This window comes from Paraburkholderia sp., from assembly GCF_024281035.1.
In the GTDB taxonomy this organism is placed as follows: domain Bacteria; phylum Pseudomonadota; class Gammaproteobacteria; order Burkholderiales; family Burkholderiaceae; genus Paraburkholderia.
Genome location: NZ_JAMXLH010000067.1, coordinates 25240 through 42675 on the forward strand (window position 1 = coordinate 25240; position 17436 = coordinate 42675).

General features: G+C 65.3%; 19 protein-coding genes and 1 tRNA gene. 12 read left to right on the plus strand and 8 right to left on the minus strand.

The genetic code is table 11. From position 1 onward, the window contains the following. Window positions 1-53: 53 nt before the first annotated feature. Both Q0L30_RS22195 and dusA read right to left on the minus strand, forming a co-directional pair. Window positions 54-129 (minus strand) — tRNA-His (locus tag Q0L30_RS22195). A 92-nt stretch (window positions 130-221) separates the two neighbouring features. Then, window positions 222-1247 (minus strand): tRNA dihydrouridine(20/20a) synthase DusA, encoded by a 1026-nt coding sequence (gene dusA / locus Q0L30_RS22200; protein WP_296661810.1) that lies wholly within the window; start codon window positions 1245-1247, stop codon window positions 222-224. Between the two features lie 384 nt (window positions 1248-1631). Here dusA and Q0L30_RS22205 point away from each other — a divergent pair, with 384 nt between their 5' ends. Continuing rightward, the gene (locus Q0L30_RS22205; RefSeq protein ID WP_296661811.1) at window positions 1632-1898 is read left to right on the plus strand and encodes a hypothetical protein; all 267 of its coding nucleotides are present in this window, start codon (window positions 1632-1634) and stop codon (window positions 1896-1898) included. Between the two features lie 133 nt (window positions 1899-2031). Here the strand turns inward: Q0L30_RS22205 and Q0L30_RS22210 are convergent, their stop codons facing one another. Continuing rightward, window positions 2032-2274, minus strand: a complete 243-nt coding sequence (locus tag Q0L30_RS22210) for a hypothetical protein (protein WP_296661812.1) — start codon at window positions 2272-2274, stop codon at window positions 2032-2034. 198 nt (window positions 2275-2472) lie between these two features. Between Q0L30_RS22210 and Q0L30_RS22215 the strand changes: the two genes are divergently transcribed. The 4 genes from Q0L30_RS22215 to Q0L30_RS22230 all read left to right on the plus strand — a co-directional run bounded on the left by Q0L30_RS22215 (window position 2473) and on the right by Q0L30_RS22230 (window position 6112). Then, complete coding sequence (locus Q0L30_RS22215; protein ID WP_296661813.1) at window positions 2473-2799, plus strand: RcnB family protein; 327 nt, start codon at window positions 2473-2475, stop codon at window positions 2797-2799. A 290-nt stretch (window positions 2800-3089) separates the two neighbouring features. After that, window positions 3090-4142: an NADP(H)-dependent aldo-keto reductase gene (locus tag Q0L30_RS22220; protein WP_296661814.1), complete on the plus strand. Its 1053-nt coding sequence runs from the start codon at window positions 3090-3092 to the stop codon at window positions 4140-4142. Between the two features lie 302 nt (window positions 4143-4444). Next, the gene (locus tag Q0L30_RS22225; protein ID WP_296661815.1) at window positions 4445-5506 is read left to right on the plus strand and encodes a permease; all 1062 of its coding nucleotides are present in this window, start codon (window positions 4445-4447) and stop codon (window positions 5504-5506) included. Window positions 5507-5689: 183 nt separating this feature from the next. Further along, entirely contained in the window at window positions 5690-6112 is a 423-nt protein-coding gene (locus tag Q0L30_RS22230) for a hypothetical protein (RefSeq protein ID WP_296661816.1), read from the plus strand. A gap of 54 nt (window positions 6113-6166) precedes the next feature. Here the strand turns inward: Q0L30_RS22230 and Q0L30_RS22235 are convergent, their stop codons facing one another. Together Q0L30_RS22235 and nodI are read right to left on the minus strand one after the other, a co-directional pair. Then, window positions 6167-7003, minus strand: coding sequence for an ABC transporter permease (locus Q0L30_RS22235; protein ID WP_296661817.1), 837 nt, complete (start codon window positions 7001-7003; stop codon window positions 6167-6169). A gap of 72 nt (window positions 7004-7075) precedes the next feature. Continuing rightward, window positions 7076-7990, minus strand: a complete 915-nt coding sequence (gene nodI, locus Q0L30_RS22240) for a nodulation factor ABC transporter ATP-binding protein NodI (protein ID WP_296661851.1) — start codon at window positions 7988-7990, stop codon at window positions 7076-7078. Between the two features lie 270 nt (window positions 7991-8260). Between nodI and Q0L30_RS22245 the strand changes: the two genes are divergently transcribed. Beyond that, window positions 8261-8731 (plus strand): universal stress protein, encoded by a 471-nt coding sequence (locus Q0L30_RS22245; RefSeq protein ID WP_296661852.1) that lies wholly within the window; start codon window positions 8261-8263, stop codon window positions 8729-8731. Between the two features lie 89 nt (window positions 8732-8820). Here Q0L30_RS22245 and Q0L30_RS22250 read toward each other — a convergent pair whose 3' ends face one another. From Q0L30_RS22250 to lexA, 3 genes are all read right to left on the minus strand, one after another. Then, a complete protein-coding gene (locus Q0L30_RS22250; RefSeq protein WP_296661818.1) occupies window positions 8821-9471 on the minus strand; it encodes a DUF2939 domain-containing protein in 651 nt (216 codons plus the stop codon). Window positions 9472-9564: 93 nt separating this feature from the next. Then, entirely contained in the window at window positions 9565-9999 is a 435-nt protein-coding gene (locus Q0L30_RS22255; protein WP_296661819.1) for a hypothetical protein, read from the minus strand. 41 nt (window positions 10000-10040) lie between these two features. After that, a complete protein-coding gene (lexA, locus tag Q0L30_RS22260; protein ID WP_296661820.1) occupies window positions 10041-10691 on the minus strand; it encodes a transcriptional repressor LexA in 651 nt (216 codons plus the stop codon). A gap of 317 nt (window positions 10692-11008) precedes the next feature. Between lexA and Q0L30_RS22265 the strand changes: the two genes are divergently transcribed. The 6 genes from Q0L30_RS22265 to Q0L30_RS22290 all read left to right on the plus strand — a co-directional run bounded on the left by Q0L30_RS22265 (window position 11009) and on the right by Q0L30_RS22290 (window position 17400). Beyond that, window positions 11009-12073, plus strand: a complete 1065-nt coding sequence (locus Q0L30_RS22265; protein ID WP_296661821.1) for a sulfate ABC transporter substrate-binding protein — start codon at window positions 11009-11011, stop codon at window positions 12071-12073. A 111-nt stretch (window positions 12074-12184) separates the two neighbouring features. Further along, window positions 12185-13114, plus strand: a complete 930-nt coding sequence (gene cysT / locus Q0L30_RS22270) for a sulfate ABC transporter permease subunit CysT (protein WP_296661822.1) — start codon at window positions 12185-12187, stop codon at window positions 13112-13114. Beyond that, window positions 13111-14094 carry a sulfate ABC transporter permease subunit CysW gene (cysW, locus tag Q0L30_RS22275; protein WP_296661823.1) on the plus strand — a complete coding sequence of 328 codons (984 nt, stop codon included), beginning with the start codon at window positions 13111-13113 and terminating at the stop codon, window positions 14092-14094. The genes cysT and cysW overlap by 4 nt, the downstream gene beginning before the upstream one ends. An 85-nt stretch (window positions 14095-14179) precedes the next feature. Then, window positions 14180-15238 carry a sulfate/molybdate ABC transporter ATP-binding protein gene (locus Q0L30_RS22280; RefSeq protein WP_296661824.1) on the plus strand — a complete coding sequence of 353 codons (1059 nt, stop codon included), beginning with the start codon at window positions 14180-14182 and terminating at the stop codon, window positions 15236-15238. Window positions 15239-15354: 116 nt separating this feature from the next. Continuing rightward, entirely contained in the window at window positions 15355-16281 is a 927-nt protein-coding gene (locus Q0L30_RS22285; RefSeq protein ID WP_296661825.1) for a CysB family HTH-type transcriptional regulator, read from the plus strand. 87 nt (window positions 16282-16368) lie between these two features. Next, window positions 16369-17400 (plus strand): asparaginase, encoded by a 1032-nt coding sequence (locus Q0L30_RS22290; RefSeq protein WP_296661826.1) that lies wholly within the window; start codon window positions 16369-16371, stop codon window positions 17398-17400. Window positions 17401-17436: the final 36 nt, after the last annotated feature.

Below are 17436 nucleotides of genomic sequence, written 5' to 3' on the forward strand. Positions count from 1 at the left end.
CCAGAAAGCAAAAAGCCCAGCCGGTGAGGGCTGGGCTTTTTGTTCAAATTCTCTGGGGTGGCTGATGGGACTCGAACCCACGACAACAGGAATCACAATCCTGGACTCTACCAACTGAGCTACAGCCACCACTGCAAAATTTTCGCGATCACGCTGTAAGGACTTCAGCGGCAATCGAGAAGAAAGATTATATACACACCCTATTACGCTTGCCTAGTCCCTCAGTCAAATATTTCGGCAGACATTTCCGTGGACGCCGCGAAAGTCGCGCGTAGTTCCTGGCGCGCTTCGTCGAAGATTGCCAGATCCGCCTTCGCGAGCTTGCGGCTGTCGGACAGCACGCGCCGCCAGCCACGCGCGCCCGCAACGCCGCGATACAGCCCGAGCGCGTGGCGCGAAATCGCACCCAGATACGTTCCGCGCGCAATCTCGTGTGCGCAGTATTCGATGAGCTTCGCCTCGATGGCTTCGCGCGTGGGCGCGGGTTCGGGCGCGCCGTAGAAGCGCGCGTCGACATCGGCCAGCAGGTAAGGGTTGTGATACGCCTCGCGGCCGAGCATCACGCCGTCGACGTGCGCGAGGTGTGCCTCGACTTCGTCGAGTGTCTTGATGCCGCCGTTGATGATGATCTCGAGCTGCGGGAAATCGCGCTTGAGCTGGTACGCGTAGTCGTACTTGAGCGGCGGGATCTCGCGGTTTTCCTTCGGGCTCAGGCCCTTGAGAATCGCGTTGCGCGCGTGGACGACGAACACGTCGCAGCCCGCATTCGCGACCGTGCCGACGAAGTCGCGCACGAACGAATACGCCTCGACGCTATCCACGCCGATGCGGTGTTTCACCGTTACCGGCACCGCGACGGCGTCGCGCATCGCCTTCACGCAATCGGCCACCAGTTGAGGCTCGTTCATCAGGCACGCGCCGAATGCGCCACGCTGCACGCGCTCTGACGGGCAGCCGCAGTTCAGATTGATTTCGTCGTAGCCCCACTGTTCGCCGAGCTTTGCTGCACGTGCCAGGTCGTCCGGCTCGCTGCCGCCCAGCTGAAGCGCCACCGGCGCTTCGGCCGGCGTGAACGCGAGATGGCGCGGCACGTCGCCGTGGAGCAGGGCGCCCGTCGTCACCATCTCCGTGTACAGCCACGTGTGCCGTGAGATGAAACGGTGCATCGAGCGGCAGTGACGGTCGGTCCAGTCGAGCATCGGCGCGACGCACACGCGACGGGGACTGGCAATACGGTTGGCGGACATGGGGAGGCGGACGGCGGGCGTGGAACAACCTTGCATTCTAGCTTATGCATCCAGACGCGTTGCGCACCGCGCAAAGCAGTGCAGTGCACTTTCGGCGTGCTCGAGCAGCGGAAAAACCCTCCTGCACTTATGTATTCAGTGCGTCCATGTGTGCGTCATGAAAAGTTTTTTTTGCGGGGCGTATTAGGGTCTGTTCGTCGCTCAGCCGCGTCACGATTGGCTGACAGAATTGTTTCGGAATCTAGAATAGTAAATTCGTTTGATCGTTATTATTTTTCGATAGTAGGTGTATACACTAGGCCTCGTTGACGCAGCTCATGGGTTCAGGCCTCCCAGGTGCGGCGCCTCCCGGAAACGCAACCGAACCTGATATTGGAGTCCACCATGAAGACCAAACTGATCGCCGCGCTGCTGGTCGCAGCTTCTGCTTCTATCGCCGCTCCGGCGTTCGCCAGTGGCTATGGCCCGGCGCCGTTCTACCGTCCGGAAGTCGGTGCGCCGGCTTCGCAGCACGGCATGAGCGCCCAGACCGTTGCCGCTGAGCGTGCACAAGAAGCGAACGGCGCGGCCTACGGCGGCGTCGACAGCACGCTGTCGCAGTCGGGCAGCCACGACAAGAACGGCCCGCGTTCGACGTACTTCGGCCACTAAGCCAAGCCGGACCTGCTTCGCCGCCCGTGCTTCACAGCACGACTGTCCGGGCGGCGCATACGCCGGGTGTCCACAAGACACCCGGCGTTTCGTTTTGTCCGCGCGGCGGACGAGGTTCGAGCGTTTTGGCGGGTTAGCGGTGAGTGGCCACCCGCTTGTCGATGGCATCGCGCATCCGGTCGAACGATGCGTCGAACGCGTTGTCCTGGTGCCGGAAGCGTCCGGCAGCGATGCCGTCCATCGGCACCTCGGCGGTCAGATCTTCGGTCAGGCTGCGAATCCTCTGGGACGAGATGAAAAAGCCGTGCTCGTGGTCGCCGTCGACGCCCGCGATCATGTCGAAACCCATGTACTCATAGGCGCGCTGGTTTTCCATCGCGTGATCTCCTGTCTCGTTGTCGGGCGTGCCCGATTCTGGCACGTCTGCGGACTTCGGCATTGTGCACTGCGCGGACGCGCTGGCGCGGTCCCGGCGCACCCTGTACTAAGATGACCAGCAAAGAGCGCCCGTGCGGCGTGCTGCCCGGGTTTCCATCGGAGTTTCAGGCCGTTAGAGGCAAACCGGAGGTGAACGATGAAGAGACGTCTTGTGCTTCTTGCTGCGCTGGTCCTGCCAGGCATGCTTGCGTCGGCATCGACATTCGCGCAGCGGCCGCCCCGTCCGGGGGAGAGTTATCGCGGCGGGCCGCCGCCGGAACACCCGCCGTCCGGCGACCTGCCGCAGCAATTGCGTGAGGGCGACCGTGTCGGCTCCGAATTCCGCAACCGTCAATTCGTGGTCGACGACTGGCGGCAGCACCATCTGCAGCCGCCGCCGCGCGGCCGTCACTGGGTCGGCATCGCAGGGCGGTATTACCTCGTGCGCAATTCGAACTGGGTCGTGGAGCGCGTCGGGCCGTAACAGGCCCTCGGCGCCTCGGGTCGCCAAGCGGGTCGCCAATCGGGGCGCCAATCGGGGCGCCAATCGGGGCGCCAAACAGGTCGCCAAACAGGTCGCCATCCAGGTCGCCATCCAGGTCGCCTCGCCGCAGCGTATGTCGCGCACAGCCGGACCGGTCATGCCGGGTCCGGCTTTTTTCGCTTTATAACGACCATCCGCAGCGGCTGACGAGGCAGGCCGGTCCCCTGAAAAATCCGCTGCGACGTGGTAGTTTCGCGCTCACCCCCAACTCACGATGGAATGACGCTTCAATGGAATACCGCACTCTCGGAGACACGAACGTCCAGGTCAGCCTGATCGGCCTTGGCACCATGACGTGGGGCGAGCAGAACACGGAGCGCGATGCGCACGAGCAGATCGACTACGCGCTCGATCGCGGCGTCACGCTGATCGACGCGGCGGAGATGTACCCCGTGCCGCCGCGCGCCGAGACACAGGGTTTGACCGAGCGCTATATCGGCACGTGGCTTGCGAAGCATCCGGCAGCGCGCGAGCGCATCGTGCTGGCAACGAAGATCGCCGGGCCGGCGCGGCAGCCGCACAATCCGCGCCACATTCGCGGTGAAACGAACCAGTTCGACCGCAAGAACCTCACTGAGGCGCTCGACGGCAGCCTGAAACGCCTGCAGACCGATTACGTCGATCTTTACCAGCTGCATTGGCCGGATCGCAGCACGATGACGTTCGGCCGCAACGCGTATCCGTGGATCGACGATGCGTACACCGTGCCGATCGAGGAGACGCTTTCGGTGCTGGCCGACTTCGTGAAGGCAGGCAAGGTGCGTCACATCGGCGTGTCGAACGAGACGCCGTGGGGCGTCGCGCAATTTCTGCGGGCCGCGGAAAAACTCGGCCTGCCGCGTATCGTCAGCATCCAGAACCCATACAGCCTCGTGAACCGCACGTACGAAACCGGTCTTTCGGAGTTCACGCATCACGAAGGCGTCGGCCTGCTTGCGTATTCGCCGCTCGCGTTCGGCTGGCTCTCCGGCAAGTACGAGGGCGGGGCGAGGCCGGAAGGCGCGCGCATCACGAAGTTCGAGCGCTTCGCGCGCTACAGCAATCCGCAGGCCGTCGCGGCCACGTCGCGTTATGTGGCGCTCGCGAAGGAACATGGCGTCACGCCCGCGCAGTTCGCGCTTGCCTTCGTCAATAGCCGGCCGTTCGTGACGAGCAATCTGATCGGCGCGACGTCGATGGCGCAGTTGAAGGAGAATATCGCCAGCGTCGACGTGAAGCTCTCGCCCGAGGCGCTCGCCCAGGTCGACACGCTGCACGCGCTGCAGCCCAACCCCGCGCCGTAACCTGGTCACCACGCGGAGCACTACGCCGCGCGCCGCTGCAACGGCGGCGCGTGTATCCTTGCGGTCCCGGTTCGCGGCGTCCGTCGTGCCGGGCATGCCACGGATGTGACACGGGGCGGGTCCGGGTATGGTCAATGCGCCACCTGTGCTCCTCACCGAACTTGCCCGGGGCGCGCATCGCTTGCCGCGGCGAAAGCCGTTGGCGAATCGCGATCCATACACTACGATCCAGCTTGCGCTTCGGGGCCGCATCAAAGAAGAACCCCTGGCGCCCGCACGCATTTTTTTGGAGAATTTTCGCAATGACGACCGCACGCGACACGCAGACGACGCCCTCGTACGGCTGGCGCCTTTTTATCTTGTTGGCGATCGTCGGTCTTTTTTACGTCAAATGGTTTCCCTACTATCACCGCGCATTCACGGCTGAGGCGACGCACTCGATCGGCCACTCCATCCTGATGGGGACCGAAGCGAACGCGCCCGCACCGTCGCTTTCCGCCGCGCTCGATTACGCGTGGACGTACGGCAAGGCGATCTGGCAGGCGATGGTGCTGGGGCTGCTACTCGGCTCGGCCGTCCAGGCGCTGCTGCCGCCGCAGTGGGTTGCGCGCGTGCTCGGCCGGCACAGCTTCGGCAGCGTGGCCGCGGGCGGGCTGCTCGCCGTGCCCGGCATGATGTGCACCTGCTGCGCCGCGCCTGTCGTCGCCGGATTGCGGGCACGCCATGCTTCGGTGGGTAGCGCGATTGCATTCTGGCTCGGCAACTCGGTGCTCAATCCCGCTACGCTCGTGTTCATGGGGTTCGTGCTCGGCTGGCAGTGGAGCCTGTTGCGGCTGGTGCTCGGCGTGATGATGGTGTTCGGGCTGGGCTGGCTCGCGAACCGGCTCTCGACGAAGGAAGAAGCGCCTGCCGCCGACGATCGTCTTGCCCAGCTCACGTCCCAGCAGGCGGGCAGCGGCAACATGTTCGTGCGTTGGGCGCAGCTGTTCGCGCGCATGACGGTGCGGCTCATCCCCGAATACATCGTGCTCGTGCTGCTGCTCGGCGCGGCGCGCGCCTGGCTTTTTCCGCATATCAGCCCGGAGGTGACGAGCAGCCTCGGCTGGATCGTCGCCTTCGCCGTGGCGGGCATGCTGTTCGTGATCCCGACCGCGGGCGAGGTGCCGATCATCCAGGCGATGCTCGCGCTCGGCATCGGCGTCGGTCCCGCAGGCGCGCTGGTGATGACGCTGCCGCCCGTGAGCGTGCCGTCGCTCGCGATGCTGGCGGGCTCGTTCCGTCCGCGCGTGCTCGCGCTCGTCGCGGCGGTGGTGGTGCTGTTCGGCATCGTTGCGGGCTACGCGGCGGTCGCGCTCGGATTTTGAAGGCGTTTGCCGTCGTGGCACGCCAAAGCGATTGATCGGATTCTGTGCGATGCTCGCCGTGCCGCAACGGCGCGGCGCATCAACCAGGCATCAACCAGGCATCAAGCAGGCATCAAGCAGGCACGAATCGCGGACGCATACGCGTTCGTGTGCACAGGAGAGGGCCGCGGCCCGGAAAACAGTATGGCTCAGCAGAAGACGAACCCGAAACTCGAACAGGCGTTGACGCGCGGCGATCTCGCCATCCGGCAGGCCAACTCGGCACGTGCGACAGCCGTATTGCGGGCGCTCGGCAAGATGATCGTGGAGGCGTCGGCGACGATCGGCGTCGAGGCCGACACATTGATCCCCGAAGGCGACCGCATCTACGATCCCGCCGATGGATTGTGGCCGCAGCAATTGCTGGTGTCGCTCGACGGCCCGGTCGAGGATTCGGATCCCGAGGAAGTCCGCACCGTGTATCTTTTTGCGGACGCCGCGGTGACGACGTTCCGGGTCGAATGGCATCGCGCGGACGGCAAGCTTGGCCGGCACGAAGGCGGTCCCTTTGCGACGGTCGCATTCATCTCGGACGTGGACATTCCCTGGGGCGACGACGAAGAGTGACTCGCCGGTTGTCTTCCGCTTCGCGGGTGGCGCATTCTGCCGCCGCCCGCGCCTTCAGCGCATCATGCGCCTGCGAAACAGCACCGTTGCAATCGTGAACGGCACCGCCACGTAGAAAGCCAGCACGAACAGATGGAGCCCCGCGTGTTCGATGGGGCGCCCGAGCATCGCCGGACGAATCAGTTCGACCGCGTGCGCAAGCGGCAGCATCAGCGTGACGTGCTGCGCGGCCGCAGGCAGTTGCGTGATCGGGAAAAACACGCCGGAGAGTAGCAGCATCGGCGTGAGCACGAGCGTCTGATAGAACATGAAGAAGTCGTATGACGGCGCGAGTGCCGTCACGATCATCGCGCAGCTCGCGAACGCGAGTCCGGCCAGCGCGATCACGGGCAGCGCGAGCAGCATCGACGGAAAGTTCGCGTAGCCGAGCGCGCCCGCCACGAGCATGATCGCCGCGCCCGAGAGCATCGATTTGCTCGCGGCCCACACGATCTCGCCGAGCACGATGTCGCCGAGCGAGAGCGGCGTATGCATGATCGCTTCCCAGGTGCGCTGGACGTGCATGCGCGAGAAGCCCGAATACATCGACTCGAAGCTCGCCGACATCATCACCGACGACGACACCGTGCCCGCCGCGAGAAACGCGATGTACGAGACGCCGTCGACGTGCCCGACCATCAGTCCGAGCCCGAAACCGAGGCCGAACAGATAGATCATCGGATCGGCGAGATTGCCGAACATCGATGCGATCGCGAGCTTGCGCCAAACGAGATAGTTGCGCCGCCAGACCGCGATCCAGTGCGTTGCGCTCGACGGCAACGCCGCGCGCGGCTCGCGCTGCGGCGTGCTGGCGGGGTGCGTTGGCGGCGCCTTTTCGGTGCGTGCGTCCATGATGTCCTGTGAGTGGGGCTGCCGCGGTTAGTCCTGTCGCTGTTAATCCTGCTGCTGTTAGTCCTGCCGCTGTTAATCCTGCATCTCGCGGCCGGTCAGCCGCAGAAACACGTCTTCGAGATTGGCGGGCCGGTGCAGGTAACGCAGGTCCGCGCGATGGCGCAGCCGCTGATGAATGGGCTGCGGATCCTCGACGTAACAAAAGAGCGTCTCGCCGCTGATCTCCGTGCGCTCGGCAAAGGGCGCCAGCTCGTCGCGCAGCGCGGCCGGATCGGGTCCGTAGACCTCGACCACGTCGTAGCCGATCTCCGACTGAATCAGCGCATTCGGCGCGCCTTCCGCAATCTTGCGGCCTTCCTCGATCACGCACACGCGGTTGCAGAGCCGTTCCGCTTCCTCCATGAAATGCGTCGTAAGCAGAATCGTTTTACCGCGCGCGAGCAGCGAGCGCAGACGCTCCCAGATCAGGTGGCGCGCCTGCGGGTCGAGACCCGTGGTCGGTTCGTCCATGACGAGCACGTCGGGGTCGTTGACGAGCGCGCGGGCGAGCGTCAGGCGCCGCCGCATGCCGCCGGACAGTTCGCCGACGCGCGCATCCGCCTTGCTCTCGAGGCGCGCAAATTCGAGCAGCGGCGCAACGAGCGCGCGCGTCTCGCTAGCGGACAACCCGAAGTAGCGCCCGAACACGAGCAGGTTTTCGCGGACGGTGAAATCGGGGTCGAGGTTGTCGAACTGCGGTACGACGCCGACGCGCGTGCGGGCGTGGCGCGCCCGCGCGGGCACCGGCTCGCCGCACAGGCTGATGCGCCCGGCATCCGGCGCGACGATACCGAGCAGCATGCGCAGCGTCGTGGTTTTGCCCGCGCCGTTAGGCCCGAGGAGTCCAAAGCACTCGCCGGGGACGACGTGGAACGACAGGCCATTGACGACTGTCCTGTCTCCGTAGTGTTTGATGACCTGCTCGAATTCGATGGCGGGTGCGGGCATGGACCGTAGGAGCATGAATCGATGGAAGTAGCGCACGCGTAGTGCACGGTGAGGCGGCCTATTCTAGAACATTGCCGCGCAGGCGGCAGGCGGCGAACCGCGTTGCGGCGGGCGTGCGTGGGTGTTACCGGGTGTGCCAGGGCGGCAGTGCAGGGCGCACATGCGCGACGGGGTCGGACCTGGCGTTTTCCAGCCCTTGCATGTGCAATTGCGGCGCAGCATTATGAGATTGCACGGCGCGCGACCCGCGCGGGCCGGGGAGAAACCATCATGGCGAGCTACAAGAAAATCCTGCTTTGTTATGACGGCTCGCGCGAAGGCCGCAAGGCGCTGCGCTGCGGCGCGGATCTGGCGCTGGACCTGCAAGCTGAAACACACCTGCTGTCGGTCGTCGACATGCGATCGACGATTGCCCAGAGCGCCGGCCTTCTGACCGACGTGGCCTGCGGCCGTTTCGAAGAGACCGCGCGCGAAATTCTTCAGGAGGGCGTGGACTGGCTGACCGAGCGCGGCGTGCGCGCCCAGGGCCATTTCGCTTTCGGTCATCCGATTGACGAAATCGCGAATCTCGCCAACGAACTGCAGGTGGATCTGGTCGTGGTCGGCCATCGCTGCCGCACCGGGATTTCGCGCTGGTGGATGGGCGCAGGCAATACGCCGCTGCTCGACCGCGTGTCGTGCAGCATTCTGGTGGCGTGTTCCTCGGCGGCGGAGCAGAAGCAACAGCAAGCGGCCGCCTGAGCGATGCACTCGAGGGCTGTGTTCCACGTTGCAGTTGACGCAGTTACACAGCCATCGAGCGGGGATCAAGCAGGTATCAAGCAATGCCGTTATTGGGCAGGCTCGTTCAATTCGACCGCGCCGAGTTTCCAGGTAAACGGCCCATGACGTTGCAGGACGGCGGAGTAACGCATGCCGTTCTCGCTGCGCTGCCAGGTCACCACAAATTCATTGAGCCCGCGGTAGCCCGCTGTGGTTTGCGGGTGACCCGGCTCATTCTTCGCTGAATCCGCCGAAGCCGTTTGTGCGTTGGACTCTGCGCTTGATTCTGCGCCGGACTCTCCCGGCGGATTCCCTGGGGCGGGTGCGGGCGGCGGCTGTTCGCCGGGCTTGCCGCTGGGCGGCATCCCGTTGAGCAGCGCGGCGACGCCGTCTGGCGTCGTATAAGCATCCACGAGTGGTCCGATCAGCGCCGCGCCGATCGCGGCGCCGAACAACAGCAGCGGATTGCTGCTGTGTTGTGCTTCCACGCGCCGCTTCAGCAAGCCGCCAACCTGTTCCTTGAGGCTCACGCGCAACGCCGGATAGTCGACGTATTCGTTCAGCGTTGCGGCATCGCGCGCATCGGCGGCGGCCTTGAGCCGATGCAGCGCCAGATACGGCGAGGCGTAGCTGTAGCCCACGGTGGTCACGATGAACGCCACGGCAACCACGATGGCGACGGGCTTGATCCAGCGTTTGTTCGATAGGGATTCGGTCATCTTTGAGTTCGGATCGTCGAAGGCACACCTGATGTGGACCGCGTGCGCGCCGAAACGATCCCGAACTCTCCCGTTGCCTTTACCGTTTTTCCCTTACTTCGCGAGCGCCGCGGGCAGATCGGCCTGCTGTTCTGCGATGCAGCGGTCGATCATCCGGCACACCGCATCGACCGTACCCACCATGATGAGCCGCGAAGGCCCGTGGTACACGCGCACGGGCGCACGCCGCCCGGGCTCGGTGTGGTTCAGCGCGCTGTTGAGCGAAACGCGTGCAAATGCGGGCTGCGCGGACGGCAGCGGCGGCAGTTCAACGAGACCCGCAGCGGATCCGACTGAGGACCCGACTGAGGACCCGACTGAGGACCCAACGTCGGCCCCCGGTTCGTTGTCGCTCAGGCTGTCGAAGAGCGAGCCGGATTGCGCGGCTCCCGACATGCGCGTGTTCTTCGCCGCGCAGCTGGCAAGGCCGCGCAGATGCCGCAGACGGCCGAATTGACGAAAGGGCAGCAAACGGGCAAGGCGTTCCATAACTCCCTCCAGACAGCGTTTAGACGACAGCGTTCAGACGATCAGAATTCGGTGGGGCGAATCAGGCCGACGGCGATGCCTTCGAGCGCGAACTCCACACTGCCGGCCTCGACGAAGATGTTGTCGTAGTCGGGGTTCTCGGCGATCAGTTCGAGCCCGTTGGGCCGGCGCTTCAGGCGTTTCACCGTGACGTCGTCGCCAAGGCGCGCGACGACGATCTGGCCGTCTTTCGCTTCGCTCTTCTTCTGCACGGCGAGCAGGTCGCCGTCCAGGATGCCCGCGTCGCGCATCGACAGGCCGCGCACCTTGAGCAGGTAGTCGGGCTTGCTGGAGAAGAGTGCCGGGTCGCACGCGTAGTGCTGCGCGATGTGCTCCTGCGCGAGGATCGGGCTGCCCGCCGCGACGCGGCCGACGAGCGGCAGCGAGAGCTGCATGATGCTCGGGTGCGGCAGCGTGAACTGGTGCGGGAGGTCGTCCGGGCCGGGCAGGAGACGGATGCCGCGCGACGCGCCTGCGGCCAGTTCGATCACGCCCTTGCGTGCGAGCGCGCGCAGATGTTCCTCGGCGGAATTGGCGGAACTGAAGCCGAGTTCGGCCGCGATCTCGGCGCGCGTGGGCGGATAGCCGGTGCGCTCGATCGCGCGCCGGATCAGATCGAAAACCTGCTGCTGTCGTGCGGTGAGTTTGGTCATGGCGGCACTGTATGAATAGACAGGTGACTGTATTTTTATACAGTATCGGATCCTTTTCAAGTATTACTTGAAGTTCTCCGTTCGGCGGGTGTTTTCGCGACATTTGGGCACTGCCGGGCGGGTCGGATGACGGTGCGGCCGTGCTCGCGTGGCCGGGGAGAGGGGGCTTACCACTTTTGGGCATTAAAAAATGAAGAAACATTATTTTTAATGATTTAAGCCGGTCGTTAGACTGCCCTTCATCGTGAGCTGCAGGCATGCAAGACCCGCGCAGGTCCCACGCAAGACCCACGCAAAGAAAACACGGAGAAAAGTGGATGGGCATTCTGGACAACGGAAAAACAGGCTGGATCAAGCGACTGGCGGCGCGGCTGATCGTTGGCGCGGCGTCGATCCTCGGCATCGCGGCGCTCGTCGGCATGGCGGCGCACGCGCCCGCGGCGCATGCGGATACGTCGTTGCTGAACGTCTCCTACGATCCGACGCGCGAGTTGTACCAGCAGGTCAACGAGGCGTTCGCGAAGCAGTGGAAGGCGAAGACCGGCGAGACGCTCACGATCAGACAGTCGCACGGCGGCTCGGGCGCGCAGGCGCGCTCGGTGCTGGACGGCCTGCAAGCCGATGTCGTGACGCTCGCGCTCGCCTGGGACATCGACGCGCTCGCGAACAAGGGCGTCGTGCACGCCGACTGGCAAAAGCGCCTGCCCGACAACGCCGCGCCGTACACCTCGACCATCGTGTTTCTCGTGCGCAAGGGCAATCCGAAGCACATCAAGGATTGGGACGATCTCGTGAAGCCGGGCGTTTCGATCGTCACGCCGAATCCGAAGACCTCAGGCGGCGCGCGCTGGAATTACCTCGCGGCGTGGGCGTACGCCGCGCATCAGCCGGGCGGCAATGACCAGAAGGCCAAGGCGTTCGTCACGCAGCTCTACAGGAACGCCGGAGTGCTCGACTCGGGCTCGCGCGGGGCGACGACGAGCTTCGTGCAGCGCGGCATCGGCGACGTGCTGATCGCGTGGGAAAACGAAGCGTTCCTGTCGCTCAGGGAGTTCGGTTCCGGGAAGTTCGAGATCGTGGTGCCGTCGGCGAGCATTCTCGCGGAGCCGCCGGTGGCCGTCGTCGACAAGGTCGTGGACAAGCGCGGCACGCGCAAGGTCGCCGAGGCTTATCTGCAGTTCCTGTACAGCGAGGAAGGCCAGGAGATCGCGGCGAAGAACTTCTACCGTCCGCGCTCGGACAAGGTCCCGGCTGCGCTGACGTCGAGGTTTCCGAACCTGAAGCTCTACACCATCGACGATTCGTTCGGCGGCTGGGCGAACGCGCAGAAGGTCCATTTCGCCGATGGCGGCGTGTTCGATTCGATTTACCAGCCGCAGTGAAGCCGCTATGAAGCCGCGACGAAACCGCAGTGAAACATCGCACGGCAGGCGCGCCCGCAAGGGCGCGCTCTTCGGCGCATGGCGCCGCAGCATTCTGAAAGAGCAACAAGCATGACGACGTTACGCTTACGCAAGCCCAGCGCGTTGCCGGGCTTCGGCCTGACACTGGGCATCACGGTGGCTTATCTGAGCCTCGTGGTGCTGATTCCGCTTGCGTCCACCTTCCTCAAGACCGCGACGCTCGACTGGGCGCAGTTCGTGCGCGCCGTGGCCTCGCCGCGCGTGATCGCGTCGTACCGGCTCACGTTTTTGGCCGCGCTCGGCGCAGCGCTCATCAATGCCGTGTTCGGTCTTCTGCTCGCCTGGGTGCTCGTGCGCTACACGTTCCCTTTCAAGCGGGCCATCGACGCGCTCGTCGATCTGCCGTTCGCGCTGCCGACCTCGGTCGCCGGCATCTCGCTGGCGGCCGTTTACGCGGGCAACGGCTGGATCGGACAGTTTCTCGAACCGCTGGGGATCAAGGTCGCCTTCACGTCGCTCGGCGTGCTCGTTGCGCTCACATTCATCGGGCTGCCGTTCGTCGTGCGCACCGTGCAGCCCGTGCTCGAAGACTTCGAGCGCGAGCAGGAGGAAGCCGCCGCGTGCCTCGGCGCGTCGCGCTGGCTCACGGTGCGCCGCGTCGTGTTGCCCGCCGCATTGCCCGCGTTGCTCACCGGTTTTGCGCTTGCGTTCGCGCGCGCCCTCGGCGAGTACGGCTCGGTGATCTTCATCGCGGGCAACGTGCCGATGAAGTCCGAAATCACCTCGCTGCTCATCATCACCAAGCTCGAACAGTACGATTACGCGGGCGCGACCGCGCTGGCCGTCGTGATGCTGTGCGTCTCGTTCGTCATGCTGCTCATCATCAATTCGCTGCAGTGGTATTTGCAGCGCCGTACGAGCCGCGGCGCTTCATCATCTGCGCCGTCTGCGCCGTCTTCATCGTCTTCCGCGCCGCATGACCCGACGCAGCGCGCAGTCGCTACGGGAGGTGCGCAATGAGCACGCCTCAACGACCGCCGCGCCGCCCCGATCCGGTCACGGAAGCGCCCTGGGTGCGCTGGTTTCTCACCGGCATCGCGCTCGTCTTTCTCGCGCTCTTTCTGCTGGTGCCGCTCGTCGCGGTGTTCTCGCAGGCACTCTCGAAGGGCGTGGGCTTCTACTTCGCGTCGCTCGCCGATCCCGATGCCGTCTCGGCGATCGAACTCACGCTCATCACCGCTGCCATCGCCGTGCCGCTCAATCTCGCGTTCGGGCTGGTCGCTTCGTGGACGATCGCCAAATTCGAGTTCCGCGGCAAGGCGCTGCTCACCACGCTGATCGATCTGCCGTTTTCGGTGTCGCCCGTGATCTCGGGTCTCATCTACGTGCTGCTGTTCGGCGCACAGGGCTGGCTCGGGCCATGGCTTGCCGACCACGACGTGCAGATCATCTTCGCTGTGCCGGGCATCGTGCTCGCCACGATCTTCGTCACGTTTCCGTTCGTTGCGCGCGAGCTGATCCCGCTGATGCAGGCCCAGGGCAACGACGAGGAAGAGGCCGCGCACGTGCTGGGCGCGTCGGGCTGGCAGATGTTTCGCCGCGTCACGCTGCCGAACGTCCGCTGGGGTTTGCTCTACGGCGTGATCCTCTGCAATGCGCGAGCGATGGGCGAGTTCGGCGCGGTGTCGGTGGTGTCGGGCCACATTCGCGGGCAGACCGACACGATGCCGCTGCACGTCGAGATCCTCTACAACGAATACAACTTCGCGGCGGCTTTCGCGGTGGCCTCGCTGCTTGCGCTGCTCGCGCTCGTGACGCTCGGGCTCAAGCTGCTTGCCGAGCGTCATCTCGGCGCCGAACGCACGGACGAGAGCGCTGCGCCGGCGCTTGCCCCGGATCGCGGCGGGCGCGCGCTCACGCAGATCGCTTCCGCCACCGCCGTTCAACCGGACATATCGCGCGCTGCGCGGCCGGGTGTCGCCCGGCAGGCGCTCGAGTAGTTAGCGCATCAGTCACACCATTGCATCGGGCCGGCGAAGGCGCCTCGTAGCACGCTCGCTGGCCGAAAACGGAGAGCAGTCAATCATGGGCATCATCGTTCGCAATCTGCAAAAGCGCTTCGGCGATTTCACCGCGCTCGACAACGTCTCGCTCGACTTTCCGCCCGGCGAACTGGTCGCGCTGCTCGGGCCGTCGGGTTGCGGCAAGACCACGCTGCTGCGCGTGATCGCGGGTCTCGAATACGCGGATGCGGGCGAGGTCGTGCTGCAAGGCCAGGACGTGGGCGCGGTCGGCGCGCGCGAGCGCCAGGTGGGTTTCGTATTCCAGCATTACGCGCTGTTCCGCCACATGACGGTATTCGAGAACGTCGCCTTCGGGCTGCGTGTGAAGCCGCGCAACGAGCGGCCTTCCGAGGCCGCGATTCGCGAGAAGGTGCACGAACTCCTGAAGCTCGTTCAGCTCGACTGGCTCGCGCAGCGCTATCCGTCCGAACTCTCCGGCGGGCAGCGCCAGCACATCGCGCTGGCCCGTGCACTCGCCGTCGAGCCCAAGGTGCTGCTGCTCGACGAACCGTTCGGCGCACTCGACGCGAAAGTGCGCAAGGAACTGCGCAGCTGGCTGCGCCGCCTGCACGACGATCTGCACATCTCGACGATCTTCGTCACGCACGACCAGGAGGAAGCGCTCGAAGTGGCCGACCGCATCGTCGTGCTCAATCGTGGGCACGTCGAGCAGGTGGGCAGCCCGCAGGCCGTCTACGATCATCCGCAGACGGCCTTCGTCTACGAATTCCTCGGCGCGGCGAACCGCCTGCGCGGGCGCGTGGAGGCGCAGGGTTTCGTCGTCGACGGCGCCGCGCAGCCGATCGCCGTGCAGGCGGAATTCGTCGGCCCGGCGCTTGCCTACGTGCGCCCGCACGATCTCGTGCTGCATCCGCATGCGAGCGGGCAGCGCGACGGCATCGTCGTTGACGTGCGCCGCGTCGTGACGCTCGGCGGCTCGGTACGCGTGGAGCTGGCAAGCCATGCGGGCGGCGCGCTCGAAGCCGAACTCGATCGCGAGGCGTGGCGCGCGCTGAGCCTGAGCGTGGGCGACTACGCGACCGCCGTGCCGCGCGGCCTGCGCGTGTTTCCTGCGCGTTGAGCGGCGCAGTAAGCGGCCAACCAAGCGGCCCACTGCGCGCGTGCTTTACACGCTCACAGCGCGTTCACTTCGCGCGTATTCAACCTGATCAGACCGACCAGTCCGGGGACAAGGACATGAATTTCCAGCAGTTGCGTTTCGTACGTGAAGCCGTGCGTCAGAACATGAATCTGACCGAAGTGGCGAACGTGCTGTACACGTCGCAATCGGGCGTCTCGAAGCAGATCAAGGATCTGGAGGACGAACTCGGCGTCGATATCTTCATCCGGCGCGGCAAGCGGCTCACGGGCCTGACCGAGCCGGGCAAGGCCGTGCATCAATTGATCGAACGGATGCTGCTCGATGCCGGCAACCTGCGCCGCGTCGCGCGCCAGTTCGCCGATCAGGACAGCGGCCATCTCGTTGTCGCGACGACCCACACGCAGGCGCGCTATGCGCTGCCGAAAGTCGTGCAACAGTTCCGCGAGGTGTTTCCGAAGGTGCGGCTCGCGCTGCGCCAGGGCAATCCGCAGCAGATTGCGCAGTCGATCGTCAGCGGCGAGGCCGATATCGGTCTTTCGACCGAAGCGCTCGACCGTTATCCGGACATCGTGACGTTCCCGTGCTATTCGTGGCATCACGTCGTCGTCGTGCCGAAGTCGCATCCGCTCGTCGGGCGCGAGCACGTCACGCTCGAAGAGATCGCGGAGTATCCGCTCATCACCTACGACCAGGACTTCACGGGCCGCTCGCACATCGACCACTCGTTCGCGAAGGCGGGCGTGGTGCCCGACGTCGTGCTGACGGCCATCGACACCGACGTCATCAAGACCTATGTCGAACTCGGCATGGGCGTGGGCGTGGTGGCCGCGATGGCCTACGATCCGAAGCGCGACACCGAACTCGTCGCACTCGACACCCAGCACCTGTTCGAGGCGAGCACGACGCGCGTGGGCTTGCGTAAGGGCGCGTTCCTGCGTCAGTACGCGTACCGGATGATCGAGATGTTCGCGCCGCACCTGACCGAGCAGCATATCGCGAGCCAGTTGCGCGAAGGCGGCTGAAGCACCGGGAAGCACCGGGAAGCGCCGTGAAGCGATGTGAAGACCGGGGTGCGCGCACGCAGCGGTGGATCGCTTAAAATCGCCGCCATGAATACTCTCAATCCGATTTCCTCTTCCGCGGCGGCGCAACCGCTCCCGCGCATCGCCGTGCTCGCCACCGGCGGCACCATCGCGGGCTCCGCGCCCGACGTGGCGAACACCGCCGGTTACCAGGCCGGCGTCATCGGCGTCGCGCAGTTGCTGGCGGCCGTTCCCGGGCTCGCCGCCATCGCGCAGATCCAGGCCGAGCAGGTCGCGAGCATCGACAGCAAGGACATGGCGCTCGCGCTGTGGACGACGCTTGCGCAGCGCATCAATACGCTGCTGGCGGGCGACGATATCGATGGCGTCGTCATCACGCACGGCACCGATACGCTCGAAGAAACCGCCTGGCTGCTGCATCTCGCGGTCAAGAGTTCGAAGCCCGTCGTGATGACGGCGGCGATGCGGCCCGCGTCGGCGCTTTCGGCCGACGGCCCGCTGAATCTGCTGAACGCGGTGACGCTCGCGGCGAGCGGTGCGGCAGCGGGACAGGGCGTGCTCGTCGCGTTCAACAACCGGATTCACTGCGCGCGCGACGTGGTCAAGATCAGCACGTACGCCGTCGATGCGTTCCAGTCGCCCGAAATCGGCGCGCTCGGCTGGGTGCAGGACGGGCGGGTGGAATTCCAGCGCCGCGCGCTGCGTGCGCATACGGTCGATTCGCCGTTTACGGCGAACGGACCGTGGCCGCATGTGGAGATCGTCGCGAGTTATGCGGGCGTGTCGCGCATCGCCGTGGATGCGCTCGTCGCGGCGGGTGTACGCGGTATCGTCGTGGCCGGGACCGGCAACGGCTCGATTCATTCGACCTTGCAACAGGCGCTGGCCGAGGCGGCGGCGAAGGGCGTGGCTGTCGTGCGTGCCTCGCGCGTGGGTTCGGGGCACGTGATGCACAACGGCGCGGCGAAAGACGACGCGCTCGGCTTCATCAGCGCGGGCACGCTCAATCCGTACAAGGCGCGCGTGCTGCTGGCGCTCGCGCTTGCGCGCGGCATCACGGATCGGGCTGAGTTGCAGCGCGTGTTCGATACGTACTGATCGAAACGCATCCTTCGTCGGCGCAAAGCGGCGGGG